This is a genomic window from Leeuwenhoekiella sp. MAR_2009_132 (assembly GCF_000687915.1).
GTDB lineage: Bacteria > Bacteroidota > Bacteroidia > Flavobacteriales > Flavobacteriaceae > Leeuwenhoekiella.
Genome location: NZ_JHZY01000004.1, coordinates 1,454,026 through 1,480,567 on the forward strand (window position 1 = coordinate 1,454,026; position 26,542 = coordinate 1,480,567).

The 26,542-nt window shown below is 35.0% G+C and carries 26 protein-coding genes; 21 read left to right on the plus strand and 5 right to left on the minus strand.

Annotated features, from left to right (window positions below):
• Nucleotides 1-17 precede the first annotated feature (17 nt).
• Nucleotides 18-866 carry a class I SAM-dependent methyltransferase gene (locus P164_RS14730; RefSeq protein WP_035899884.1) on the plus strand — a complete coding sequence of 283 codons (849 nt, stop codon included), beginning with the start codon at nt 18-20 and terminating at the stop codon, nt 864-866.
• 216 nt (nt 867-1,082) lie between these two features.
• A complete protein-coding gene (locus P164_RS14735) occupies nt 1,083-1,646 on the plus strand; it encodes an OmpH family outer membrane protein (RefSeq protein ID WP_028377096.1) in 564 nt (187 codons plus the stop codon).
• Nucleotides 1,647-1,690: 44 nt separating this feature from the next.
• On the opposite strand, the gene P164_RS14740 is transcribed toward P164_RS14735, so the two are convergent.
• Nucleotides 1,691-2,839, minus strand: coding sequence for an ATP-binding protein (locus P164_RS14740; protein WP_028377097.1), 1,149 nt, complete (start codon nt 2,837-2,839; stop codon nt 1,691-1,693).
• Nucleotides 2,840-2,978: 139 nt separating this feature from the next.
• Here P164_RS14740 and P164_RS14745 point away from each other — a divergent pair, with 139 nt between their 5' ends.
• From P164_RS14745 to P164_RS14755, 3 genes are all read left to right on the plus strand, one after another.
• Nucleotides 2,979-4,166 (plus strand): phosphoglycerate kinase, encoded by a 1,188-nt coding sequence (locus P164_RS14745; protein ID WP_028377098.1) that lies wholly within the window; start codon nt 2,979-2,981, stop codon nt 4,164-4,166.
• 85 nt (nt 4,167-4,251) lie between these two features.
• Nucleotides 4,252-5,820 carry a LysM peptidoglycan-binding domain-containing protein gene (locus P164_RS14750; RefSeq protein ID WP_028377099.1) on the plus strand — a complete coding sequence of 523 codons (1,569 nt, stop codon included), beginning with the start codon at nt 4,252-4,254 and terminating at the stop codon, nt 5,818-5,820.
• Nucleotides 5,821-5,840: 20 nt separating this feature from the next.
• On the plus strand, nt 5,841-6,809 hold the full coding sequence (locus tag P164_RS14755; RefSeq protein ID WP_028377100.1) for a DUF4837 family protein: 969 nt from the start codon (nt 5,841-5,843) through the stop codon (nt 6,807-6,809).
• Between the two features lie 80 nt (nt 6,810-6,889).
• On the opposite strand, the gene tatA is transcribed toward P164_RS14755, so the two are convergent.
• Entirely contained in the window at nt 6,890-7,096 is a 207-nt protein-coding gene (gene tatA / locus P164_RS14760; protein ID WP_028377101.1) for a twin-arginine translocase TatA/TatE family subunit, read from the minus strand.
• Nucleotides 7,097-7,215: 119 nt separating this feature from the next.
• On the opposite strand from tatA, the gene P164_RS14765 reads away from it, so the two are divergent.
• From P164_RS14765 to P164_RS14795, 8 genes are all read left to right on the plus strand, one after another.
• A complete protein-coding gene (locus P164_RS14765; protein ID WP_028377102.1) occupies nt 7,216-8,082 on the plus strand; it encodes a M23 family metallopeptidase in 867 nt (288 codons plus the stop codon).
• A complete protein-coding gene (locus P164_RS14770; protein WP_035899886.1) occupies nt 8,082-9,575 on the plus strand; it encodes a GH3 auxin-responsive promoter family protein in 1,494 nt (497 codons plus the stop codon). Before P164_RS14765 ends, P164_RS14770 begins: the two co-directional genes overlap by 1 nt.
• Before the next feature lie 18 nt (nt 9,576-9,593).
• Nucleotides 9,594-11,285: a DUF6909 family protein gene (locus tag P164_RS14775; protein WP_028377104.1), complete on the plus strand. Its 1,692-nt coding sequence runs from the start codon at nt 9,594-9,596 to the stop codon at nt 11,283-11,285.
• A complete protein-coding gene (locus P164_RS14780) occupies nt 11,285-12,241 on the plus strand; it encodes a hypothetical protein (protein ID WP_028377105.1) in 957 nt (318 codons plus the stop codon). Before P164_RS14775 ends, P164_RS14780 begins: the two co-directional genes overlap by 1 nt.
• Nucleotides 12,242-12,324: 83 nt before the next feature.
• Nucleotides 12,325-13,074 (plus strand): hypothetical protein, encoded by a 750-nt coding sequence (locus P164_RS18745; RefSeq protein ID WP_028377106.1) that lies wholly within the window; start codon nt 12,325-12,327, stop codon nt 13,072-13,074.
• Nucleotides 13,068-13,634, plus strand: a complete 567-nt coding sequence (locus P164_RS14785; protein WP_028377107.1) for a polysaccharide biosynthesis C-terminal domain-containing protein — start codon at nt 13,068-13,070, stop codon at nt 13,632-13,634. The genes P164_RS18745 and P164_RS14785 overlap by 7 nt, the downstream gene beginning before the upstream one ends.
• A 2-nt stretch (nt 13,635-13,636) precedes the next feature.
• Entirely contained in the window at nt 13,637-14,707 is a 1,071-nt protein-coding gene (locus P164_RS14790; RefSeq protein ID WP_035899887.1) for a hypothetical protein, read from the plus strand.
• Nucleotides 14,676-15,959, plus strand: a complete 1,284-nt coding sequence (locus P164_RS14795) for an O-antigen ligase family protein (RefSeq protein WP_051621368.1) — start codon at nt 14,676-14,678, stop codon at nt 15,957-15,959. Before P164_RS14790 ends, P164_RS14795 begins: the two co-directional genes overlap by 32 nt.
• Here the strand turns inward: P164_RS14795 and P164_RS14800 are convergent.
• A complete protein-coding gene (locus P164_RS14800; protein WP_028377109.1) occupies nt 15,916-17,016 on the minus strand; it encodes a glycosyltransferase in 1,101 nt (366 codons plus the stop codon). The genes P164_RS14795 and P164_RS14800 overlap by 44 nt on opposite strands.
• A gap of 201 nt (nt 17,017-17,217) precedes the next feature.
• Here P164_RS14800 and P164_RS14805 point away from each other — a divergent pair, with 201 nt between their 5' ends.
• Nucleotides 17,218-18,570: an exopolysaccharide biosynthesis polyprenyl glycosylphosphotransferase gene (locus tag P164_RS14805; RefSeq protein WP_028377110.1), complete on the plus strand. Its 1,353-nt coding sequence runs from the start codon at nt 17,218-17,220 to the stop codon at nt 18,568-18,570.
• Nucleotides 18,548-19,315 carry a glycosyltransferase family 2 protein gene (locus P164_RS14810; protein ID WP_028377111.1) on the plus strand — a complete coding sequence of 256 codons (768 nt, stop codon included), beginning with the start codon at nt 18,548-18,550 and terminating at the stop codon, nt 19,313-19,315. The genes P164_RS14805 and P164_RS14810 overlap by 23 nt, the downstream gene beginning before the upstream one ends.
• A 1-nt stretch (nt 19,316) precedes the next feature.
• On the opposite strand, the gene P164_RS14815 is transcribed toward P164_RS14810, so the two are convergent.
• On the minus strand, nt 19,317-20,618 hold the full coding sequence (locus P164_RS14815; RefSeq protein ID WP_028377112.1) for a phenylacetate--CoA ligase family protein: 1,302 nt from the start codon (nt 20,616-20,618) through the stop codon (nt 19,317-19,319).
• Between the two features lie 70 nt (nt 20,619-20,688).
• Here P164_RS14815 and purD point away from each other — a divergent pair, with 70 nt between their 5' ends.
• Complete coding sequence (gene purD / locus P164_RS14820) at nt 20,689-21,960, plus strand: phosphoribosylamine--glycine ligase (RefSeq protein ID WP_028377113.1); 1,272 nt, start codon at nt 20,689-20,691, stop codon at nt 21,958-21,960.
• Nucleotides 21,961-22,022: 62 nt separating this feature from the next.
• Here purD and P164_RS14825 read toward each other — a convergent pair whose 3' ends face one another.
• A complete protein-coding gene (locus P164_RS14825; RefSeq protein ID WP_028377114.1) occupies nt 22,023-22,238 on the minus strand; it encodes a DUF6341 family protein in 216 nt (71 codons plus the stop codon).
• Nucleotides 22,239-22,319: 81 nt separating this feature from the next.
• Between P164_RS14825 and P164_RS14830 the strand changes: the two genes are divergently transcribed.
• Genes P164_RS14830 through P164_RS14850 form a run of 5 tightly spaced genes read left to right on the plus strand, consistent with a single transcriptional unit; the run spans nt 22,320 to nt 26,538 of the window.
• Nucleotides 22,320-23,252 carry a DUF6427 family protein gene (locus P164_RS14830; RefSeq protein WP_028377115.1) on the plus strand — a complete coding sequence of 311 codons (933 nt, stop codon included), beginning with the start codon at nt 22,320-22,322 and terminating at the stop codon, nt 23,250-23,252.
• On the plus strand, nt 23,240-23,884 hold the full coding sequence (locus tag P164_RS14835) for a hypothetical protein (RefSeq protein WP_035900148.1): 645 nt from the start codon (nt 23,240-23,242) through the stop codon (nt 23,882-23,884). Before P164_RS14830 ends, P164_RS14835 begins: the two co-directional genes overlap by 13 nt.
• Nucleotides 23,881-24,876: a DNA adenine methylase gene (locus P164_RS14840; protein ID WP_028377117.1), complete on the plus strand. Its 996-nt coding sequence runs from the start codon at nt 23,881-23,883 to the stop codon at nt 24,874-24,876. Before P164_RS14835 ends, P164_RS14840 begins: the two co-directional genes overlap by 4 nt.
• Nucleotides 24,877-24,882: 6 nt before the next feature.
• On the plus strand, nt 24,883-25,500 hold the full coding sequence (locus P164_RS14845) for a DUF4254 domain-containing protein (protein WP_028377118.1): 618 nt from the start codon (nt 24,883-24,885) through the stop codon (nt 25,498-25,500).
• A complete protein-coding gene (locus P164_RS14850; RefSeq protein ID WP_028377119.1) occupies nt 25,501-26,538 on the plus strand; it encodes a glycosyltransferase family 9 protein in 1,038 nt (345 codons plus the stop codon).
• The last annotated feature ends 4 nt before the right edge of the window (nt 26,539-26,542 follow it).

Here is a 26,542-nt window from a genome sequence, read left to right on the forward strand (position 1 = left end):
CTCCATTTTTTCATTTTATGAGTTCTTCTTTAGATAAAAAAACTACAATTAAGATAAAAGATTTCTCTGTTTCTAATGAGGAATTTGACTTGATTTACGATTCTGAATTAGATATGTACATAACATCATCAATTCCTGAAAATTTAGAAGATTATTATTTAAGTGAAAATTATATATCTCATACAGATTCAAAAAAAGGAATTACTGAAACACTTTACCAATTTGTGAAAAGCTTTATGCTAAAACAAAAACTAAAGCATATTAGTAAATTTAAGTCTGTAGGATCTTTATTAGATATAGGTGCAGGAACCGGAGATTTTTTAATTGAAGCAAAAAAAAGAGGGTGGGAGGTAACCGGTGTTGAACCAAGTTCAGTTGCAAGAAAAAATGCGTTAAATAAAAAACTTACACTATTAGAAAACACTTCTCAACTTACTACTCAAAAATTTGATGTAATAACCATGTGGCATGTTTTAGAACATGTACCTCATTTACAAGAACAAATTAATTGGCTTGAAAGACATTTATCAGAAGATGGAATTTTAGTAATTGCAGTTCCTAATTTTAATTCTGATGATGCAAAAAAATACGGAAAATTTTGGGCTGCCTGGGATGTGCCCAGACACATACATCACTTCTCTAGAAAAAGTATTACTACACTGTTTTCAAATTTCGGGTTTGAACTTATTGTGGAGAAACCATTAATTTTTGATTCATTCTATGTAAGTCTTCTTTCTGAGAAATATATGAAAGGAAAATCAAATCTTATTATGTCATTTTTATCAGGTTTGAGCTCTAATTGGAAAGCGAGGCGTTCTGGCGAATATTCTTCTCTTATATATACCTTCAAGGAGCAAAAAACATAAAATAAGCCAATTTAAGAGGCTTTTAATCCCTTTGCCTTGTCCTGTATTGGCAATTTTTTAAAAAACCATTAGAGAGCTTTTAATAGGTTTATATTTAATAAGAAAAACCTATTTCAAAAGTTTCACCTATTTAATTTACTTATGATAAATAAATCTTTCCTTTTTTAACTTTTGCATAGTACAACTTGTTACTTTTGCAGCAAATTTTTAGAAATTATGAAAAACATATTTAGTGCGCTTTTAATTACAATTACCTTAGCAAGTTGTTCAAAATCAAAATCAGCTTATGTAGATACTCAAAAACTTTTTGAGGGTTATACAGAAATGACAGAGGTACAGGACAAATATGAAAAGTTGACTGAAAGTGTGCGTGCAGATTTAGAACCAAAGATTCAAGCGTTTCAAATCAAATTAGATCTTTATCAAAAAAATGTACAGACTATGAGTCCGGCAGAACGTCAATCTAAAGAGCAAGAGCTGGGAGCCTTACAACAACAAATTCAACAAGAGCAGCAAGCTCGTGGAGGTCAACTTCAACAAGAAAGTCAAACTGCGATCGATACGGTTGTAAGTAAAGTGAGAAAATTTATTGATACTTATGGTGCTGAGAATGGTTATGACTTCATTTATGGTAAAAATGACAGTGGTAATATTTTATTTGGTAAGAAAGAATTTGATATTACAGATAAAGTACTAGAGGCATTAAATAAAGAATATACTCCGGGTACAACTGCTATACCGGCAGCTACGACTGCTCCAGAAGCAGAAACAGCAGAATAAATAAACCAAATATTAAAGAAAAAGCAGCCAATAGGCTGCTTTTTTTATGCTTTAGTGTGTAATAAGCGTGTAAGCTTTATAGATAAATCGGTAAGTACGATTTTTGCATTACCATTACGTTCTATGTGATAGGAAGCCGTTTGCAGCTCTTCGATAATAGAGCTGATATTATTGCCGTGTATAAAAGGCGCAAATTTTGCGAGTTCAAATTTTGTTTGCGGCTGTAAATAAACAAGTTCTTTAGCTCCATAATTTAAAAGCATGGCTTGCCTAAAAAAATCTTCACAGTAAGTAAGAAAGTTTTTTTGGGTTTCCCGTCCTGTTCCGGCAATTTGTTCACTCCAGGAGATAAGATCTAAGATTGCTTTTTTATTTCCCCGGGCTTTAAAAGCAGTACGTACCCAAGATACAAACCACGTTTCAAATTCTTCTTCATCACTACTATGCTCCAGCAGATGTAAAGCAAGATTGTAATCTCCGTGTGCCTTTATTGCAAGTTTTTTAGCCTCAGCAGCATTGCAGTTATGCGAAGTAATGAGGGCTTTTTCTAATGATTCTGCCGCTAAAGGAGGAAAATTAAGAACCTGACACCTTGATTTTATAGTGTCAATTATGTGGTCTTCATTTTCAGCAATAAGAAGAAATACAGTTTTTTGTGGAGGTTCTTCAATTAATTTAAGCAATTTGTTTGATGCCGCATTATTCATTTTATCGGCCATCCAGATAATCATAACTTTATAACCCCCTTCATAGGATTTTAGAGATAATTTTCTAACGATATCCTGGGCTTCATCTACCCCAATTTTACCTTGTTTTTTCTCAATTCCTATATGTTGATGCCAGTCATATAAGCTTCCGTAGGGATTAGAGTCTACAAAAGACCTCCACTCTTTAGCAAAATTGTCTGATACAGGATGATTTTTAATAGCATCTGTCGTTGCTACAGGATACGCAAAATGTAAATCTGGATGTGCTAAATGATCAAATTTTAAATTACAGGAAGCATTACCGCCCGTGTTCTCTCCCTCACTATTGTTACAAATTAAATACTGTGCATAGGCAATAGCACAGGGAAGAACACCACTACCACTGCTGCCCACAAATAATTGAGCGTGAGCAACACGCTTACCATCTACACTGGTAGTTAGGTGTTTCTTAATAAATTCTTGACCTAATATTTTCTGAAATAACATGCGCCAAATATAACAGAAATGTAACGTATATTTTGTGCCTTATCTGTTATATTTGTTGGCTAAAGCTGCCGCTAACTATAGGTTTGCTTATAATAAATACAACCCAATTAATTACTGAATCTGTAAATAATAACTACTCATGAAAACCATCGACAATTTTAATTTTGAAAACAAAAAAGCGCTAATACGCGTAGATTTTAATGTTCCTTTAGATGAAAATTATAAGGTAACTGATGCTACTCGTATTGAAGCTGCAAAACCTACAATTTTAAAAGTTTTAGAAGATGGAGGAGCTGCAATTTTAATGTCTCATTTGGGAAGACCTAAAAATAATGAACCAGAATTTTCATTAAAACACATTGCAGATGCTGTTACAGAAATTATAGGGGTACAGGTAAAATTTGTAGAAAACTGTGTAGGTGAAACTGCTGAAGCTGCAGCTGCAAAGTTAGAGCCCGGTGAAATTTTACTTTTAGAAAACCTAAGATACCACGCGGAAGAAGAAAAGGGAGATGTTGATTTTGCTCAAAAATTAGCTAATCTTGGTGATATTTATGTCAACGATGCTTTTGGCACAGCACATAGAGCACACGCTTCAACAACAATAATTGCTCAGTTTTTTCCTGAAAAAAAATGCTTTGGTTACTTATTAGCTAAAGAAATTGAGAGTATAGATAAAGTTTTAAATGATAATGAGCGTCCTGTTTTAGCGATTCTAGGTGGCGCAAAAGTATCTTCAAAAATTACCGTTATTGAGAATGTTCTTGATAAAGTAGACGATTTAATTTTAGGTGGAGGTATGGCTTATACCTTTATTAAAGCTCAGGGAGGTAAAATAGGAAGTTCTATTTGTGAAGACGATAAACAAGAACTGGCTTTAGAAATACTCAAAAAAGCAAAGGAGAAAAATGTAAATGTACATTTACCTGTAGATGTTATTGCGGCAGATGATTTCTCTGAATTTGCAAACACACAAATTGAAAATATTTTTGAAATCGCAGACGGCTGGCAAGGTCTTGATGCAGGGCCAAAGTCTCTTGAGAACTTTGCTAAAGTGGTAGCTAATAGCAAAACTATTTTATGGAATGGTCCTTTAGGCGTTTTTGAAATGGAACCTTTTGCAAAAGGAACAATTGCTTTAGGAGATGCCATTGCAGAAGCAACTAAAAATGGAGCTTTTTCTCTTGTTGGAGGAGGTGATAGTGTTGCGGCTGTAAAACAATTTGGCTTTGAAAATAAAGTATCTTATGTTTCAACAGGTGGCGGTGCAATGCTAGAAATGCTTGAGGGTAAAGAACTTCCGGGTATTGCAGCAATGCGCGACTAAAATATTATAGCACTTACTTTTTTCTGAGCATTTTCGATTTCGATTAAAATATACGACTTTAGCGTTTGCATCGTTCTAAACAGATATGAGAAAACGTTTAATTATAGGTTGTTTTTTAATAACCACATTGGGTTCATTTGCTCAGAAAAAAGTTATAAAATCTGAAATTGTAGAAGACGAGATTTTATCAGATACACTTTCAGTCGTTGACACGCTAGAAATAAAACAGCTTCAGGAAGAGATGTCGCAAAACTTCCTTTTTAAGCAACGTAAAGGCGGTAAGGTAGTCTACAACCTAAATGATCAGGAATATCCTGCTAAAGTAGATAGAAAATGGCTTAGAGAGCTCACAGCGGGTTCCCTGTACGATTCAATCGAAGCGATTATTGATGAGAGTTACTACGATAGTGAGGTTGTATATTCAGAACTCTCTACAGATACACTCAAAAAGCGTCTGGCAGATTTAAATGCACGTACACCCTTTAATATAGAATACACCCCTTCTTTAGAAAATGTTATCAAATCGTATTTAAAGAGGCATAAGCCTACTTTAGAGCGTTTAATGGGACTTTCAGAATTTTATTTTCCCGGTTTTGAAGAGACTTTTGATAAATACAATATGCCTTTAGAATTAAAGTATCTGGCAATTGTAGAATCTGCATTACGTCCCAGAGCAAAATCACGGGTAGGAGCTACAGGAATGTGGCAATTTATGTACAGCACGGGCAAATTATACGGTCTTGACATAAGTTCATATGTAGATGAACGAATGGATCCCATACTTTCTACAGAAGCAGCAGCGCAATATCTTTCAAAACTTTACGATGTTTTTGGCGATTGGGATTTGGCTCTGGCGTCATACAATTCTGGTCCCGGTAATGTAAGTAAAGCTATACGGCGCAGCGGAGGCAGCACTAATTATTGGAATATCAGACACAATCTTCCTCGTGAAACCGCAGGATATGTTCCAGCATTTCTTGCAACCATGTACATATTTGAATATGCAAAAGAACACGGTTACAATCCTGCTAAGCCAGACATTAATTACTTTACCACAGATACCGTTAAGATTAAGCAGACCTTGTCGCTACAGCAGGTTGCTGCGTACACAGGTGTATCATTTGATGAAGTACAATTCTTAAACCCGTCGTATAAACTAGATATTATTCCTTATGTGAGTGATGAAGAGTACTATTTAAGGCTACCAGTAGAAGCTTTAGGTTCTTTTGTTGCTAATGAAGAAGCGATTTATGCGACTGCAAAAAAAGAATTAGAACGCGACGAAGCAACCTTACCTAAATATGTAGAAAACCCTACCAGCGTAAGCTATCGCGTACGTAGTGGTGATTATCTGGGTAAAATAGCTTCTAAATATGGAGTGGGTGTTTCTGAAATAAAACGATGGAATAACTTGAGGTCTAACACGTTACGCGTGGGGCAGCGGCTCACATTGCACCCTACTAAAGCCGTTACTTCAACTGCATCAAGCAGTTCTAGTAGAAGTAGTTCTAAAAAGTATGTGGTACGCAAGGGTGATAGTTTGTGGAAGATCGCTCAGAAATTTCCAGGTGTTAGTCCAGAGAATTTGAAAAAGTGGAACGATATTAGTGGTAATAAATTAAAACCGGGAATGACTTTGGTCATAGCCAACTAACCCTTAATAGAAAATTTATTATGCAAAAACTACTCTTAGCATTCGTATTGTTTACTTTAATTGCCTGTAATGATAAACCAGAAGGTAAAATTTTATCGTCCTCTTCTGGTGGTCTTAATAACCTAACGATTGTAATGCCTAATGATATGTGGGCGGGCGCAGTGGGTGAAAGCATCAGAGAAAAATTAGCCGGTCCTGTAAACGGACTACCACAGGTAGAACCTATGTTTGAAATAAATCAAATGCCTTTAGAAGCATTCTCTGGGTTTATGCGCAAACAACGTACGTTTTTAAAGGTAGAACAGGCAGATACTCCTTCCTTAGAAATTGTTACAGATGAATATGCAAGACCACAAACCGGTATAATTTTAAGAGGTCCTACAGAAGAAGCAATAATTAATTTAATTAAACAAGACAGTGCAAAAATTGTAGACACGTACAAAGGGGCAGAGTTTAAAGAAAAAATACGTCGTATTAGTTTGTCTCTCAAGGAAGATGATCCTATTAAAAAGGCTTTTGGAATATCTATGAAGTTTCCTTCGGCGTATCGCTATGCAAAAACAGATGATGGCTTTTTTTGGATACGTAAAGACATTCCTAACGGAGATATGAATATAACAATTTACGAAGTACCCTATAATCTTATAGATAGAGATAGCAACACAATAGGCTCGTTAATAGCGATGAGAGATTCTATTGCAGGTGATAATATTGTAGTAAATGAGGGAATGCGCTTTATTACAGAAGCAGCCTTTGCACCTTATTTAAGTGAGACGACAATTGGAGATAAGCCAGCCTACGAGATGAAAGGAATGTGGGAAGTAAAAGGCCGTTTTATGGCAGGACCTTTTGTAAACTTTACGGTAGATGATAAAGAAAACAATCGCTATCTCGTTTTAGAAGGCTTTGTATTTAAACCTTCTGCAAACAAACGTGATAATATATTTGAACTAGAATCTATTCTACGTTCTGTAGAGTTTGTAGAATAAGTATATAAAATATACAATAAACATAAAAAAACCGCTTCAAATATTTGAAGCGGTTTTTTTAATATAAAAGTGTTTTGAAATTATGATTTCTTCTCTTCTATAGTTTCGTCAGATTTTCTAGGAGCGTCATCATCTTTAGAAGCATCTTTAAATTCTTTAATACCACTTCCTAAACCACGCATCATTTCAGGTATTTTTTTACCTCCAAAAAGCAAAAGTATCACAACGACGATAAGACCTATCTGCCAGGGTCCAACCATTCCTAAAAATATCGATAGTAAATTCATATTATTCTAATTTAGAACGTAAATATAAAAAGAATTCATCAGAATAGACCTTTCGTTAAGAAACTTTAGCAGGCGATAAACGCCTTTTAAATTTTATATTTGCATAAGCACAAAACTATATGGCTAAATCTAAAGAGAGAAAGAAGTTTAGAAAACGCCTTTTGCATAAATACAGGCTAGTGATTTTAAACGAAGACACCTTTGAAGAACGGGTATCGTTTAAGCTTACCCGTTTAAATGTATTTATTGTCGTTGGCTTCTCGATTATTATACTCATCGCATTAACGACCTTTCTAATCGCATATACTCCGTTACGAGAATATATTCCGGGATATTCTTCTGTAAGACTCAAAAAACAGGCTACAGAATTAATTTTTGAGACAGATTCTCTTAAGCGACAACTCGATATAAATGAGCAATATTACGCAAGTATTAGAAAAGTACTTACGGGCGATGTCGATCGCGTAAATTTTAATAAAGACTCGTTATTACTTGTAGAACCTGGAGAAAATGGAGGTTTATCTTTTAAAATTTCTAAAGAAGATAGCATTTTAAGAGAGCGCGTAGCTAATGAAGATCGCTATAATCTATTTGAACCGGCTTCAACAAAAGTTAATTTTTCATTATTTCCTCCTGTCAAAGGCAACATTACCGAAAAATACAATTTAGATCGAAAGCATTATGCTGTAGATGTTGTTGTACCTAAAAACGAACCCATAAAAGCCGTGGCAGATGCTACAGTCATATTTTCTGAATGGACAGCCGAAACCGGAAATGTTCTCATTCTCGATCACGGAAATAACTTGATTTCGGTGTATAAACATTGTGCTTCCCGTAATAAAGATCAGGGAGATCTTGTTAAAGCAGGTGAAGTTATTGCAATTGCCGGATCGACAGGAGAATACACAACTGGTCCGCATTTACATTTTGAACTTTGGAATAATGGTTACCCCGTAGATCCTACTAATTACATCGCATTCGAATAATGTCTATAAAATCTTTTGGAGCAAAACTTTTTGCAAAACATATCGTTTCAAAAACCGAAGCATGGGCCTCTACACCAGAAGCTACCCAACTTAAGGTTTTTAAATATTTAATTAAAAAGGCCTCTCAAACCCAATTTGGCAGGGATCATAATTTTGAAACCATTAAAAATTACAGCGACTATGCAAAGCAGGTTCCGGTGCGGGATTATGAAGAATTAAAAGTTTATGTAGATAAAGTAGTTGCCGGGAATCCTAATATTTTATGGCCCGGTAAACCACAGTATTTTGCAAAAACATCTGGAACTACTTCAGGAGCGAAATACATCCCAATTACTGCAGAGTCTATGCCTATGCATACCAATGCGGCAAGAGATGCTATTTTACATTATATAGCAGAGACCGGAAACCGCAGTTTTGTAGATAAAAAAATGATCTTTCTTCAGGGAAGTCCTGAGCTTCAGGAGAAAAACGGTATTCAAACCGGAAGATTATCAGGTATTGTCGCTCATTATGTACCCGGATACCTTCAGAAAAATAGAATGCCAAGCTGGGAAACTAATTGTATTGACGACTGGGAAACAAAAGTTGATGCTATTGTTGAAGAGACTATAAAAGAAGACATGAGTATTATAAGCGGTATACCGTCTTGGGTACAAATGTATTTTGAAAGACTTAATGCAAAAACCGGAAAGAAGGTAGGAGAACTGTTTCCTAACTTTAATTTGTTTATTTATGGTGGTGTAAACTATGAGCCATATCGTAAAAAGTTTGAAAATTTAATAGGCAGAAGAGTAGACAGTATTGAACTGTATCCTGCAAGTGAAGGGTTTTTTGCATTTCAGGATTCTCAAAAAGAAAAAGGAATGCTACTATTACTTGATAGTGGTATTTTTTATGAGTTTATAGAGGCAGCGTCATTTTTTGATGAAAACCCCGACAGACTCACTATAGGTCAGGTAAAAACAGGCGTAAATTATGTGATGATAATTTCTACAACAGCCGGTCTCTGGAGCTATAATGTGGGAGATACGGTAATGTTTACGTCTACAAAACCGTATAGAGTTATAGTTTCAGGGCGTATTAAGCACTTTATTTCAGCCTTTGGGGAGCATGTGATAGGAAAGGAGGTTGAGGAAGCTTTAGCCAGCACAGCAACCTCATTTAAAGCTCAGGTAAGTGAATTTACCGTCGCGCCACAAATAAATCCTGAAGTGGGCTTACCCTATCACGAGTGGTTTATTGAGTTTGACAAGGAGCCTGAAGATGTAAATGCATTTGCTAAAGCAATTGATCTAGCACTTCAAGAACAAAATAGTTATTACAAAGATTTAATTACAGGAAAAGTATTAGAAACATTAAAAATCAATGTTGTTCCCAAGGGAGGTTTCAATACCTACATGAAATCTAAGGGCAAATTAGGAGGTCAAAACAAGCTTCCCAGACTGGCTAATGATCGTAAAATCGCAGATGCCTTAAATGAATTTGGTTTTTAAAAAAGTATATTTGATTTAATGAGTTTAATAAAACAAGAAAACAGAACACGTGCGCAGGAAAGCTCTGCAGCTATTGAGCGCATGTACATAACAATGAGACACCTTTTTAACCGTGGTTTTTATAAACCTATGGGTGTTTCAGGAGATACATTACGAGAAGCTTTATTGATATTGCGCCCCGAAATATATGGTACCATTGCAGAAGAAAAAGTAGAACTTAACGGTTTACTTTATGTTATAGACCGTCTTCCCGAAGGAATAGAAGAGTGCAGATACATAAACCTTACAAGCGATGAAGGCTATAAAAATTCGCATTTTAAGCCTATCGTTCCTCCTAAGAGACGTCGTAATTGCTACCGTATAGACGAGGAGCAGATGAATATTGAGATTACGCGTGGTAGATCTGAAATTTATGATATTCTTACGCACTTAACCTTTCTGTTTGTAGAATCACACAAAATAATGAAGCGTGTGGTTATTAATGAAGAGGGGCATACCACCAGAGACTGGAACAAACTTGAGAAAGCAGTTCTTTCTGAAGAGCCATTAACACAGCAAGAGCGTGAGATTGCACTTACACACACGGCTAATATTTTAGGAAGAACATTTCATGAAGTATCTGTGATTTATGGCAAATTTTCTGCACCTACAAACGAGAAGCGTTTTTTAAATTTGGTCTATTGGCTAGGCAAACGGGCTATCGAAGAAATTTCAGAACATGATAAACGCATCGTGACGTTTTCACCTGTTTTACGAGAGCGTTTAGGACACCATATTCACGGAGAAGTCTGGGCAGATACCATTAAAAAAGAATTAGACAGCAGAGATCTTCTTAGTAGGCCTATTCACATTATAAGTGCAAACATGCACAGTGTTATGAACACACTTTTTGCGCCAGTAGCTTTATCAAAAGAGATGGCAAAAAAGGAAAATCTAGAAATTTATGAGACTTTAAGTGATGCCGGTAGCGGTAAATTAAGAGCTCGTGTAGAAAAAACAGCGCTTCAAAATGGTATGATCTCAGTGCCAGATCAAAGCGGAACGAATATAGATGTTCAACTATTTGATACTGCAAAGTTAGATCTTGATCAAAATAATTTTTGCTCTAAAGCTTCTTATCCAGAAGGAAAAGCGCCTGTTATTATTGTGATGGATTATGCGTTTGGTGAGCAGGCGTATGAGACGATGGAAGAGCTTTTAAAACCTTATGAAAAAGATGAGACTTTAACATATCTTGATGTTAAGTCAGTTTCCATTATGGGTAAAGCAGGTATTCTTGAAGGCGGAAAAGGAGATATTATGATACCTAGCGCCCATCTTTTTGAAGGTACTGCAGATAATTATCCGTTTGATAACCAACTTAAAAAAGAGCACTTTGAAGGTAACGGAATTTCTGTTTGTGAAGGTGCTATGATTTCAGTTTTAGGTACTTCTTTACAAAACAGAGATATTCTGCGCTTTTTTTATGAAAGCACCTGGAATGTTATAGGGCTTGAGATGGAAGGGGCACATTATCAAAAAGCGATACAGGCAGCAGCTAAATTACGCGGAAGCATTAGTGATAAAGTAAAAGTGCGTTATGCCTATTATGCATCAGATAATCCGTTAGAAACCGGAAGCACGCTTGCTTCAGGAGGGTTAGGTACAACAGGAGTAAAGCCTACTTACTTGATTACCGAACAAATCTTAGAGCAAATCTTTAAAGATTAATGGAAAACAGCGCTCAGGATATAGATTTATTTGACGTTTTTAAATGGCTTCGCAGGCAGTTTAAAAAACTAATTATTTATCTATATCGCTTTGTGCGGTTTCTGCTAAGAAATGCGCTAATTCTAATTGGACTAATTATCTTAGGCTTTGCTCTGGGCTACGGCATATCTACATTTTTTAAACAGTCAAAAACTGCAGAAATTATTGTAGGTCCTAATGTAGAAAGCACCACGTATTTATACAGTAAAATTGACCAACTCAACAGAGGTATTTTAAGTGCAGACTCCAGTTTAATTTCAGAACTTGAGACTATTCTTCCGCAAACACGGTTAGCTGAGGTAACTATTGAGCCCGTTGAAGATGTGGTAAACTTGCTTGAAAACAATCAATTATCTAATGATGAGTTGAGTGCTTATTTATTAGATAACAACACTCCGGAATCTTCATTTTTTGAAAAACCACTTTTAACACCTGTTTATAATCTGCATAGAATTACGTTAACGGCTTCAGGAAATTTTGAAGATCCTACAATGTTTATGAGTCTGCTCGAAAAAGAACAGCATTTACAGGCAAAACTCAAGGCTGAAACAGAGAATTTAAAAGATGAATTTAAGTCTAACGAGTACACGATAAAGCAAATAGATAGTGTACTTGTAAATTTAAACCTGGCTTTAAAAAGCGGAACCCAATCACTTGCCGTTATAGCTGTTGCAGATGATTCAAATTTGAGTTCGGTTTTAAATAGTAAACTAGAATTGATAAGGCGTAATGCTCAAATAAATAAACAGCTCTTAAATTTAAAGACTGTTTTTAAAGTTCATACTTATTCAAAATGGTTAAATACAAATTCTTGGAAAACCAATTTGAAGTTTATACTTCCGCTCGCCTTTATACTTCTTTTCATAGTTTACCACGCAACCTCGAGGTTTAAAAAGCGTTTTAAAGCAGACCTATAGCATTCTGAAATCATTGTCTATTTCTAATTGTGCAATGCTCAAAATACCAGAAATAAAAATGAGACGTGTTTTGCATTTAGCCTATGTTAAAAAAACTAAGTAATCAATTTTATAAACTTCAACAAGCATCAAGCTTGCAGGGTGCTATTAGCGTGATGTTTTTAAGAATTTGCGGTATTTTATTGCTGTTTGGCATCACCATTTTTCTCACTAATTATTATGATCCAAAAGCTGTAGGAGCCTATGAGTTTACCCGCTCTTCATTATTTCTAATTGGCGGGTTTGTACTTTTAGGTACAGATCAATCTATTTTATTTTTTTCGGGAAGATTTGCTAAAAAAGATCAGGTTAGAGCCTTATTTGGGATTTATCTAAAAATGGTAAAAATGCTGCTTCTTGCATCGTTACTAATTCTGGTTATAGCACTCTTAACACCGAAGTCTGCTTATAGGGTTGTTTTTAATGACAGCACATCTGGCTATTTGCTCATATGGGTTAGTTTCTGTTTATTTTTTTATGCGATTACACTTTTAAACACCGAATTTTTCAGAGGTTTCTCCCTTCAGGGAAAATCAGAATTATATCGCGGTATTTTTAAACAACTTCCATTTGGGTTAGGTCTTTTAATCTTGCTATTTTTTAAAAATCAGAATTACGTTGTTGAGGTATTCTTAGGAAGTTTTGTGCTTTTAGCCCTAATATCTTCCTTAGAAATTTTAAAAATTTACCGAAAATCAATACCGAAAAAGGCGTACCCATTAAAGTATCTTTTAAAACAATTTTTAAATCAACAATACCTATTTCAGTCAGTTCGCTGGGGTTTTATTTGCTAATAAGTATTGATGTATTTTTTCTTAAAATATATACAGATTTTGAAACACTCGCATATTATGGAACTTCAGTAAAAATTATTTTTCTAATTTCTACAGTTGTAAGTACGATAAGCTCTTTTTATGCGGTTCAAATAGCAGATTTGTATGTTAACGATAAAACGCAGCTGCAGCAAATTTTAAAAAATGGTGTACGCGCTATAACAGGTCTTTCTCTGGTACTGTCTGTGGTTTTATTTTGTTTTTCAGAATTTATTCTCAATGTGTTTGGAGCATCGTACACGGCTGCAAATGAGTCGCTTCAAATTTTAATTATTGGTCATTTTTTAAGTACACTTTGTGGCATCACGGCGGTATACTTAAATATGACTAAAAAACAAGTAACACTGCAATACATTTTAATAGCTACAGTACTTTTTAATGTGTTTCTTAATTATATACTGGTTCCTAAAATGGGAATGAAAGGAGCGGCTATAGCTTCTGCTCTCAGTGTTGTTTTATGGAATATTTGTGCCGTATTAATTGTCTATAAAAAAGACAAAATAGTGCTCTTCATTCATTAATTATGCAGCGTAAAAAACTACATAAATCAACTTTTGTCTATTTGCTTCTAAGCATTTGTGTAGTTTCTCTTGGCATCATTTCTTATTGGATTCTGCCAAATCGCTTTTTTTTTGATGCCATTATTATTTCTGAAGATTTTTATAATGAGAAAGGATTTTTCCGCAGCTATCCTGTTACGATGCTTTTTTATGAGGTTACCGGCCTTGGGCATACGCCATTTCCTGTTGTCGCTTTAATTCAATTACCTGTGTTACTAGTTGTGTTGTACCGCATAGGAATTCCCGCAAGGTTTGCAAATTTTACATTGCGCAACGTTTTAGTGTACATCTGTTTATTGCTATTAGCCTTTTTTATCTCGATGCCCTCAAAAGAGTTTATCACCTTTCTCTTTATTGCTTTTATTCCTTTTTTGCTGAAGAATAAAAGATTTAGATTAATTACGACGGTCTTACTTATTTTTAGCGGTATTGTTTTATTTGGAATTTGGTTTAGGTCGTATTTTATTTTAATTCCAGTTGTGGCATTAGTGATTTTTAGTACAAGTCTGGTCAACTTTAAACAAAAGGTTTTTGCGGGTATTTTCTCAGGATTACTTCTGGTTATCTTCCTATCGCTCTCTTATGGTTTTGTGAAGGGAGAATATTTATCGCAAAGTACGCGCGAAGAACTCAATGAAGTACGTGCCGGTGAAGAAGCCACAAATTCAGTAATTATATCGCCCGTGAGCACAGAAAGATGGTATGGTGAGGTAGTGGGTGTTTTTTATGGTTTTGTGTCGGTAAATGTACCTTTAAACGGTTTTAGGCATATTTTAAAACCGCAGATACTGGCTTTTGTTTTATGGCAGACTGTTTTAATGCTATATCTACTTTATTTATATCAAAATTGTCTTCGACAAAGACAACGGTATAAATATGAGATTTGGGCATTCTACCTCGTTTTTGCCTACTTCATCGTTCAGGGAGTCTTTGAACCCGATCTGGGTTCTGCTGTTAAACATAAAATTGGGATATTGCCACTAATTTACTTTGCCTTGTATTATGATTGTTTCAGAAAGAACATACCGGTTTAATTACAATATCTGGCTTATTATTTTAGCGGTTTCACTCATTTTTAGACTGCCGGCCACCCTACTTTTAATTCTTTTTGTAGCCTACAACCTGTTTTTTTACAAACACCTCAAGTTTATCAAAAAGAGGTTGCTTTTTATAGGTTTAATAGCATCACCATTTTTACTAGACCTTATTTTTCTATGGAATAATGAGCTTTTGCAAGAAGGATTAAAACATGCCGAAAAGCGCATAAGTATGCTTCTTTTACCTTTTTTTATTTTAACTCAAAATCACAGATTTAATACAGCGTTGATTGTGCGTTGCTACGCTATTTTGACCACTTTAATCCTGAGTTTTTGTCTAATTCGGTTTGCCGTAATTTCTCCAGAATTATGGGCAAAATATCTTAACGGAGTTGACCTTTGGGAAATGGGGTATAGGTTTGCAAGTTCAATAAATATGCATGCTCCCGCACTTAATTTACATGTAGCCTTTGTCGTTGTGATTAACTTTTATTTTTTAAAAGAAGGATTTACCAAAGTTTCAAAAAAGTATCAAATCTGGCGTGTAATTATCTTTATCACATCTATTATTATCCTATTCTATGTAAACACCCGTTTAGCTATTTTAAATGCTTTTATAGGAATTTTGCTGATCACGTTTTATAAGAAAATAAGTGTTACTGAATTTAAAGCAAATAAGAAACTGGTCTTGGGATTAGCATTATTTATTACCCTTGCCATTGCCTTTGTAAAAGTGTTCCCGTATTCTATTGAAAAATTTACAAGTGTCACGTTTAATAATCTTGATAAAGTAGGAAAATTAGATGATCTTGAAAACCCAGAAAAGACGGCGTATAATGGTTTAGTAACACGTCTGAGTATCTGGAAATCAGGTGTAGAACTAGCGTGCAGAAATTCTGTTTTAGGAGTGGGTGCTGCAGATGGCAAAAAAGAACTTATTAAGTACTTTAAAGAAACACATCAAAATTTTCTATTTAAATATGAGTTTCCGGTACACAATCAATATCTAGATTTCTGGATAAAATTTGGTCTTTTAGGAGCTTTAATTGCCTTTATCTATGTGGGATTATTCGCCTATATAGGCTTTACTTCAAAGCAACTACTGTGTGTTTTTTTCTTTATACTTTTTGCTACATCAAATTTTGTAGATGACTTTTTAATTCGTTTTGATGGGATTGTGTTTAGCGCGCTTTGGCTGAGTATATTCACAAAACATGCTTTGGATGATCCTCAAAATAAATTGAAATAAGCTTTGCAAAATTACGCGAACTATCAAATAGTAGCTTGCAGCGTTCAAAATTAGCTTTGCCTATACGATCGCGATCTTGAGCGGTTGTTAGTTTTGCTATAGTATTAGAAAATTCAGAAGCATCTTTAAAAAGAAAACCGCTTTTTCCATCTGCGACGATGTCTTTATTACCAATAATCGCCGTGGCAACTATGGGTAGCTTACGCGCAGCAGCTTCAAGAAGTGCGATAGGTAAACCTTCCCAAAGAGAGGTTTGCAAATACACATCTATAGTTTCTAAAACAAATAATCCCTCACGTCTGTCTTTAAACCAACCTGTAATTTCAATATTAGGAGCTGTTAAGAGAGCTCTTAATTCACCATCACCAATCCAAATAAATTTGAGGTTAGGATTTTGTAAAGCAATCTCATTAAAAAGTGATGGGTTTCGGGCATAGGTGATTCTTCCAAGAATGCCTATTTTATTAACCGTTATAGACCTTTGTGGCAATTGTTGTGGTGCAGAATCAAAATTTATTCCGTTACGAACCAATAGCGAGGGACCTATTTTTTTTGAATAATGTAATTCTGTATCTCCACAGGCGATAATAGTTCCTCCGGTTAATTTCTGACTTAAAAACTCAATGGTAAGAAACACAAAACGTTTAAAGGAGCTTATGTCTTTTCTTAAGAAGGAATACCCATGTGGTGTATAATAGAGTTTTGTATTAAATCGATAAGTGGCCAGATATGCGAGTCTTCCTAAAATTCCTGCCTTAGAAGAGTGCAGATGTACTATATCGGGTTTGAGCTTTTTTAATGCGTATCGTAATTGTTTAAAGGCTATAAAATCATATTTGGGAGAGATTTCTCTCAACATGGGTATTTTAACCAATGTTGTATTGGGGTGAAAATCATCAGCGACTTTGTTTGGGTCTATTTCCTGTCTTTTGTCACTGTAGATTATGGTGAGATCTATATTAGAATGTGCAGCAAGCACATGGGTTAAATTTATAAAATAGGTGTAAACACCACCTCCTAAAGCTTCTACGATATGAACTACCTTTAATTTACTCATAAAAACGGGCTCTCTAACGTGCTTTATACAATTTTTTAGCAAGGATTATTAACGACAAAAACACAATAAATTAGCACATGTATAATTTTAACCATTAATAACTTGTTTTTATTCAATTTTACAAGTGTATTATTGGTTTTCATTCATTTACTTTTAACTAACTTTATCAAGTTTTGACAACCTCGTTAGCGTTAGTTTTTTATGATTGTAAACGACACTAAACATAATTACCTACTTCAGCCATTAATTGCAAGTATAGATATTCTAATTTTAATTGGTTTCGCGAAATTATTTGATTTCTCTTCGCACAGCTATTTATTATTTTCGGTTTATACATTTTTTAGCTGGTTGATAACAACATATAGTTTTGGATTTTATAGTGTATATAGATTTACACCACTGGTACGTATACTATCCATTATTGGAAAACAATTTTTCCTTTTAATTTTTTGCTCTTTTACTTTCTTCGGAATTTTTAGCGAAATCAATATTTCTATAAGGGCTGTTTTAGAATATGCCTGCTTGAGTATGGGAATAATCGCCATCCTAAAAGTTACTATTTTTAACGTACGAAAAAAATTTAGACAGCAACTGGGTAGCGATACGTTACGGGTAATTATCATAGGATGCAATCCTAAAACAGAGCGATTAAAGAACTTTTTTAATTATAATCCCGCATACGGATTTCAACTAATAGCAAACCTCAACTTACTCGATCCTGAAGTAACTATAGATTCTGTAAAAGAGTACATTCTTAATAATAATATTAGTCAGGTTTTTTGCTCTATAGCAGAGCTTAAGAATAAAGAAATAAGAGAGTTAATTCATTTTGCAGACAATAATTTAATCAGTTTAAAATTCTTACCAGATAACAAGAAAATTTTCACAAAGAAAATGGAGTTTCAGTATTATGGCATAACACCCATTTTGTCTCTTCGTACATTACCTATAGATACACCTGTTAATCTATTTTTAAAGCGCCTGCTTGACCTTACTATAAGTCTATTTGTGGTTATAGGTATATTATCATGGTTGACACCCTTAATAGCAATTATCATCGTTTGTGATTCTAAAGGACCTATATTCTTTAAACAAAAACGTAACGGGATAGGTGGGAATGAGTTTTACTGCTTTAAGTTTAGATCTATGAAAGTAAATGGGACTGCAGATGCCACTCAAGCAAGTAAAACCGATGTTAGAACAACTAAAGTAGGTAGTTTTTTACGTAAAACAAGTTTAGATGAGTTGCCTCAATTTTACAATGTTTTAATGGGAGACATGTCTGTGGTGGGGCCGCGGCCGCATATGGTTGCACATACGCATTCATTTGCAACACAGGTAGATAAATTTATGCTTAGACATCTGGTAAAACCCGGTATTACAGGCTTAGCTCAGGTAAGTGGTTACCGCGGAGAGATAGAAACTAAGCGTGATATAAAAAACAGAGTGCGTTTTGATATATTTTATGTTGAAAACTGGTCTATTTTAATGGATCTACGTATTATCGCTAAAACGTTTATTAAAGTGATTTATGGCGACAATAAGGCCTATTAAAAAGGCAAACCCCTTAGTTTCTATAGTTACTCCCTGCTTTAATTCTCAAAAGTATATTCTCGACACCATTAACTCTGTTCAAAATCAAACGGTAACAGACTGGGAGTTGTTACTCATTAACGATGCTTCTACAGATCATACAGAACGAATTATAAAAGAGTGCCAAACGTTCGACTCACGGATAAAATATTTTAAACATAATCACAACCGGGGACCGGCTTACGCACGCAACCTCGGTATAGAAAATGCAAAAGGGAAATACCTTGCTTTTTTAGATGCAGATGATGTGTGGCTCCCATTATTTTTAGAATCTTGTATTGCCAGAAATAAAGCTTTCGTATTTACTTCAGCATTGCGTGTAGATGAGAATTTAAAACCGATGTTATCCCCATTTATTGTCCCTGAAAAAGTATCTTATTCAGATGTGTTAAAGAGTAATTCAATCATTTGTTCTACAGCCTTTATAGATATTGAAAAACTGGGGAAACTCTATATGCCGCTCATTAAAAAGCGTCAGGATATGGGACTGTGGCTACAGTACCTTAAAAAAACAGAGTATGCTTTTGGTATTAAAAAGCCTTTGGCTATGTATAGAATTAGAGAGAATTCGCTTTCGCGGAATAAAAAAAACCTACTAAAACACCAGTGGGATTTTTATCGAAAGGTAGAAAAAATCTCTTTTTTTAAATCGGTTTATTATATGATATGTTGGGCGTATTTTGGCTACAAAAAGTACAATTCTTAGTTTAAAAATCTCTTTTAAACTGTCTCAATTTACCTCGATTACTTCGGTCTAAAAAGGGTTGCTTTACAATAACAAATTCAATTTCCTGATTTAAATATGTCTTTAGCGCTTTTTCAATTTTAGCAAGTTGAAATTCATTAAAAGCTATATCTGCTACATACTTTATGGTGAATTTATTAGGCTTATTCTGGTTTATAATAAACTCTTTTACGTTGCCACTATCTTCAATTACGGTCTTAGTAACATAATAAAAAGCCAGCGCAGGAACTTTCTTTCCATTAGTTAAAATTGCAAAATCTCCTATTCTTCCGTCAAGATTTGTTAGAACGGTGTTGTTGTGTTCATCTAAATTAATAACTCCCAAGTCTCCAATCTGATATCGAATAAATGGATGTGCCTTGTTAAACAGGGAAGTGATCACAATTTTACCGCTCGTACCATTAGGAACAGGTTTATTTTGGTCGTCTAAAATCTCTACATAGAGCAATGCAGTATCAATTTTTAAAGGATTTTCTGCTTTTCCGAAGGCGATTACTCCTGTTTCAGATGAGCCGTATTCATTCAATACAGGAATGCCAAATTGCTGTTCGAGAAGTAATTTGTCATCTTTGAGTAGGATTTCTGCAGTTACAATACAATGTGTTAAACTGGGACAAATTTGTTTTAAAATGAGATTTTTAGAACGTAAATAGTGCGCAAATAACACTAAAGTGCTGGTATAGCCATTTAAATGCCCAAATTTTACACGCTTAAACTGATTGATAAATTTCTCAAAATTTTGATCTGAAGCGTCAAATATTGAAAAGCGATATCTGTTGCTTAGAACATCTTTTAAACGCTCTTTATAAATGGGCATTCCGCCTTGCGGAATACCATAAAACCGAGCCTCATAGGAGGTGTTGAGGTTAACTCCTGCAAGTAGGTAAAGATCTTGAATAGATGCCCAGGTGAGTGCGTGGCAGTATTTGTCTTTTGCAAAAATAAAGGGATTTCCTGAAGATCCTGAGGTCTTGTGTACGTGAGAATTTCTTTTAGAAAAACCTTCAGACAAACGCTCTTCTAAGGGTTTTTGCAAATCTGCTTTTGTTAATACGGGAAGCGAATCCCAGCCTGTAGGGTTACCGGCTACGAAGTTTCTATAAAAGGAGTTATTTCTTAAATGGAATTCTAAAATTTGAGATCTTCTTTTTATATAATACTGTGCACTATCTGTAGCAACTTCGCGTTTTAAAGCCTCAAGTTTTCTTTTCGCGGAGGCGATATCAAAACCATTAAAACGTAAACTGAGGTTTGTTAAATTCACAAGACTAAAATTAGTAGGTCAATTTACAAACATTTATTTTTGACGCTTAATCTAATTACAAGTAACTACGATGAATATTTTAATTCTAGGTTCTGGTGGTCGTGAACATACTTTCGCCTATAAAATTGCTCAAAGTCCCAAATGTGATCGCTTATTTGTTGCCCCGGGAAATGCAGGAACTGCAAAATTGGCGACAAATGTTGACCTTAATGTAAATGATTTTGAAGCTGTTAAAAAACTTGTTTTAGCAGAACAGATAGAAATGGTTGTCGTGGGACCAGAAGATCCGCTTGTAAATGGGGTTTATGACTTTTTTAAAAATGACAAAGCATTAGAAAAAATTGCTGTCATAGGGCCTTCAAAGCGAGGTGCTTTACTAGAAGGAAGTAAAGAACGCGCTAAAGAATTTATGGCTATGTACAACATTCCTACAGCTGCTTATAAAAGTTTTACAGCTGAAAGTCTTGATGCAGGGAAGTCATTTTTAGAAGAATTGAAGCCTCCCTATGTGCTTAAAGCAGATGGCCTTGCTGCCGGAAAAGGAGTTGTAATTCTACAGAATATTGAAGAAGCAAAAGCCGAATTAGAAGACATGCTTACCAATAAGAAGTTTGGTGCGGCAAGTGAAACAGTAGTTATTGAAGAATTTCTTGACGGTATAGAGTTGAGTGTTTTTGTACTTACAGATGGTAAAAATTACATCACATTACCTACAGCAAAAGACTACAAACGCATAGGTGAAGGAGATAAAGGTTTAAATACAGGAGGAATGGGTGCTGTCTCTCCGGTGCCGTTTGCAGACGCTGCTCTAATGGAGAAGATAGAAAATCGTATCGTTAAACCTACCGTTGCAGGTTTAGCTACAGAAGATATCGAGTACAAAGGATTTATTTTTATAGGTTTGATTAAAGTAGGTGATGAGCCTAAAGTAATTGAATACAATGTGCGTATGGGCGATCCTGAAACAGAGGTTGTTTTACCACGTATTAAGAATGATCTGGTCACAATGTTTGAAAAAGTTGCGGCTCAGAAACTAGATGAGGTTGAGCTTGATTTAGATCCCAGGTATGCCGCAACGGTTATGCTTGTTAGCGGCGGTTATCCCGAGGCTTATGAAAAAGGAATGAAATTAACAGGTTCTGAAACCATAGAAGATGCTCTTGTATTTCACGCAGGGACATCACTAAGAGATGGGGAAATCATTACCGCAGGAGGTCGTGTTATGGCAATAACTTCGCTTCATGAGGATTTTAGAAAAGCCTTAGATAATTCTTATGAGAATATAAAGAAAATCTCATTTGATAAAATGAATTATAGAACAGATATTGGTTTTGATCTCTAGTATAGCAAACAAAAAGCCTGCTCATAGCAGGCTTTTTGTTTAATCTATAATTAAAAAGGAGCTTATTTATTTAGATTGTGATGCTCGTCTTTATCAAACTTTTTTAATTGTAATGTCCAATAAGTAAATGCAGTTGCAGCAATTAGTATAAATACAAAATTGAGTAAATTTGCAGCAATCCAGCTGCTATCTTGTAACTCACGTATTGCATCTAACGGCGCTAAAGCAACATTCACAAAAAAATCTTGAATACCGTAAAATAAATCTTTCAATTCCATAATTGTATACTTTTACATCGTTATTAGCGAAGTCGCACGTTCAATGTCTTATTGTGCGGTGCAAAAATATAAAAAACTAGGATGCTTACAAGCTTTTTTAGCGTTTCAAAACCTATAAATTTTGCAATTATTGTAATTGCAGTGATTCTTTATTTTTCGAGTTTCTATGTGTTGTCAGATTCTAACGGGTTAACTGCTTACTCAATACTAAATCAATTCTTCATTTTACTGGTTTATTTATTTTCTTTGGGTGTTCTTAATTTTGTGGTTAAACGCAATACGCTTAGCAGGCGCAACACCTATATTGTTTACCTTTTTGTATGCTTTACATTTGCGGTACCTGCCACTTTTTTTAATACAAACATCATACTTTCGGGAGCATTTGTACTTCTTGCTTTAAGACGTATCATAAGCTTAAAATCGCCTAATGATTTTAATAAAAAATTATTTGACGCAGCGTTTTGGATTACAATTGCCTCCTTATTTTTCTTCTGGAGTTTCTTGTTTTTAATAGTGCTGTATTTTGCAATTTTGTTTTACGGCCGTCTTGACTATAGAAACTGGTTAATTCCTTTTACAGGCATTTTTGCAGTTCTAATTATTGCATTAACCTATGGAATGTATACAGATGGGGCTTTAGCATTTGCTTTAAATTATGTGCAATTACCCACATTAGATTTTACAGCATATAGTTCAATTAAATTGCTGCTCCCGGCATCTTTCTTTTTAGCATTGTATTTATGGTGTGGAATTTATTACGTATCTCAAATTTCTGATGCGCGTCAAAAATTAAAATCTTCTTACTTTATAATACTTATTAGTTCTGCGATAGCTCTGTTAATTATTCTCTTTCTGGCGCCTTTACGAGATGGCAGTGAATTGTACTTTATCTTTGGCCCGTTAGCAATTATTAGCGCTACTTATATTGAAAACCATAAGAGTTTTTGGTTTAAAGAAATGCTGTTGTGGCTTGCATTACTCATTCCTATATTTTTATTGTTTTGGCACAGTTAGATTTAGTAAAACTTGAGCAAGAGCTCAAAAAACGTTGGCCTTACAGGGATATTTGGTTTAGAAAGCAAAATAATACCTGGGATACATACAGTAATTTTATTTATACGATTCAAGAGTTTGAAGTTCTTTTAGAACGCATTAAAGAAAGCGTAGAAACCCATAATTTAAATAAAAAGCACTTTTTTTATTATGCAGTTAACCGCTGGTATAATTTCTGGAGCGCCTGTGCTGTAGAGCAATTATTTATTGAATTAGATGGTGTAGATGCTGCAAAAAACAAAAAAGACAGGCTCGTAGATTTTAGTATACAGGGCATCAAATTTGATTTAAAAACGTCTAAGTTTCCAAAGGGTTTTGGTAGAAATTTAGACTATGCAAAATCCCATCAGGAAAGACTTATAAAGTGGCTATATCTTAATCAAAGCACCGGCAGACGCTATCATATAGAAAACAGGTTGTTTCTTATTGTTTACAGTACAAACGGGGATCATTATAAGTTAAAAGCCGAAATAAGCTGGCTAAAAACACATATTGAAAATTATGTTGCATCTTTTGACCCTGATAATTTAAAAAGACCACATATTACCGAAACTAAACCTGCTTACTCAGATATAATCTGGGCTATTCGATGAATTATATAGGCTCAAAACATAAACTTTCAGACTGGTTACTCACAAATATTAATGCTGTTTGTGGAAAAGATTTGTCGACACATACTTTTTGCGATCTCTTTGCCGGGACGGGTAGTGTAGGCAGAACGTTTAAACCTCTGGTTAAAGGAGTTATTGCAAATGATCTTGAATATTATAGTTATATTTTAAACCGAAATTACATAGGCAACAACACGGCTTTAAATTCTGAAGAATACATTAACCGCTTAAATACCTTAGAACCTGAGAAAGGTTTTATTTTTGAAACCTATAGTGCCTCTGGGGCAGCAGACCGTCTTTATTTTTCAGCAGAAAACGGTAAAAAAATTGATGCTATTAGAAATCAGATTGAAATCTGGTATGTTCAAAAAGAAATTGAAGAAGACCTCTATTATTTCCTTCTGGCAAGCTTGCTGGAGAGTGCAGATAAAGTTGCGAATACCGCTTCCGTTTACGGGGCTTATTTGAAAAAGATTAAAAAATCTGCTCAAAAACCACTGGTGATGCAATCGGCAGAATTTCAAATAACTTCAGGAAATCACGTTGTTTTTAATCAAGATAGTAACGCTTTAATTAAAAAGATTGAAGGTGATATTCTGTATTTAGACCCGCCTTATAACGCTAGGCAGTATGGTGCAAATTATCATTTGCTAAATACTATTGCAAAAAAAGATACCTTTGTACCTAAAGGAAAAACAGGTTTGCGCGCCTATTCAAAAAGTGCATTTTGCAGTAAGGTTGAGGTTGCTCAAACATTTGAAAACCTTATTGCATCGGCAAACTTTAAAACGCTGTTTTTAAGTTACAATAATGAGGGTCTTATGCCTGCAGCGACTGTAAAATCTATTATGCAACGCTACGGAAGGTATGATTTAGTAACTAAAGAATACCAGCGTTTTAAAGCAGATAAAACAGAAAGCCGTAATCATAAAGCAACCACAACAACCGAATATTTACACATATTAGAAAAATAAAATAACATGATTACACATACCGCAAAGCGCATATTTGAGCGCGCTGTTGATGATTATCACGTAGAAAACAATGTTGATCAGCCTTTTAAAAATCCGTTTGATACAGAAGTAGATTTTTTAGAGCATTTATTATATCGTAAAGCCTGGATTGATACCGTACAATGGCATTATGAAGATATCATACGCGACCCGCAAATAGATCCTGTAGCTGCTTTAAAGCTAAAGCGTCAAATAGACTCTTCAAATCAGGAGCGTACAGACATGGTTGAATATATTGACAGCTATTTTTTAAAAGAGTATAAAGATATTGAGCCTAATGACAGTGCTACCGTAAATACCGAAAGTCCCGCGTGGGCAATAGATCGCTTATCTATACTTACGCTTAAGATTTATCACATGGAAGAGGAAGCAAATCGTGAAGATGCTTCTGACGAACATAGAGCGGCCTGCCAGAAAAAGCTTGATATTTTATTAGAGCAACGTGTAGATTTATGTGCAGCAATAGATACTCTTATCATAGATATTCGCAATGGTGATAAATACATGAAAGTCTATAAACAGATGAAAATGTATAACGACGATGAGCTGAATCCGGTATTGCGTAACCAGAATAAAGCAATTTAAGTGGCTACTAAATCGCCACATATATTATGCATCCGCTTTTCGGCGATGGGTGATGTGGCGATGACGGTTCCGGTACTAATCGCTTTGACACGCTCGTATCCTAACCTGGAAATCACAGTGGTGTCAAAGCCTTTTTTTGCTCCCATTTTTAAGCCTTTAGAACGGGTTCATTTTTTTGAAGCAGACGTTAAGAATACATATAAAGGAGCTTTAGGCTTGTACAAGCTCTTTAAAAACCTCAATCCAGAACGATTTACAGCTATTGCAGATTTGCATAACGTCATACGTTCTAACGTGCTAAAATCTTTTTTTCGCTTCCGCGGAAATCATATAGCTCAGATAGATAAAGGCAGAGCAGCTAAAAAAGCCTTAACGCGCCCTACAAATAAAAATTTTGAGCCGCTTGAGACGACTCATGAGCGCTATGCTTCTGTTTTCAAAAAAATAGGATATCCTGTTGTTCTAAACGGTTCTGAATTCTTACCGAAACAAAATTTAAATACTCGAGTACGCGATTTATTAGGTAACGAACCTCTTAAATGGCTGGGAATAGCACCGTTTGCTGCGCATGATGGTAAAAAATATCCCTTAGAATTGCTTGATAAGATTTTGTCTGAATTAAGCACAAAGCCTTATAAAATCATTCTTTTTGGCGGTGGAAAAGAAGAAGAACAGCTTCTAAATTCATTTGCATTAAAATATAAAAACCACGTCAGTGTCGCCGGTCGTTTTACCTTTGCTGAAGAATTGGCGCTAATCTCTCATTTAGATGCGATGCTTGCAATGGATAGCGGTAATGGGCATTTAGCAGCGCTTTTTGGAGTTCCTACACTCACAATCTGGGGTGTAACCCATCCTCATTTAGGTTTTGCTCCCTACGGGCAAATGCCCGAAAATCAATTACTCGCAGATCGAGAACAATTTCCTGCAATACCCACCTCGGTGTATGGTAATAAAGTTCCTCAGGGATACGATAAAGCCATGCACAGCATTTTACCAGGTGACGTTTTAGAACGCATTTATATACTTTTAGACTAAAATC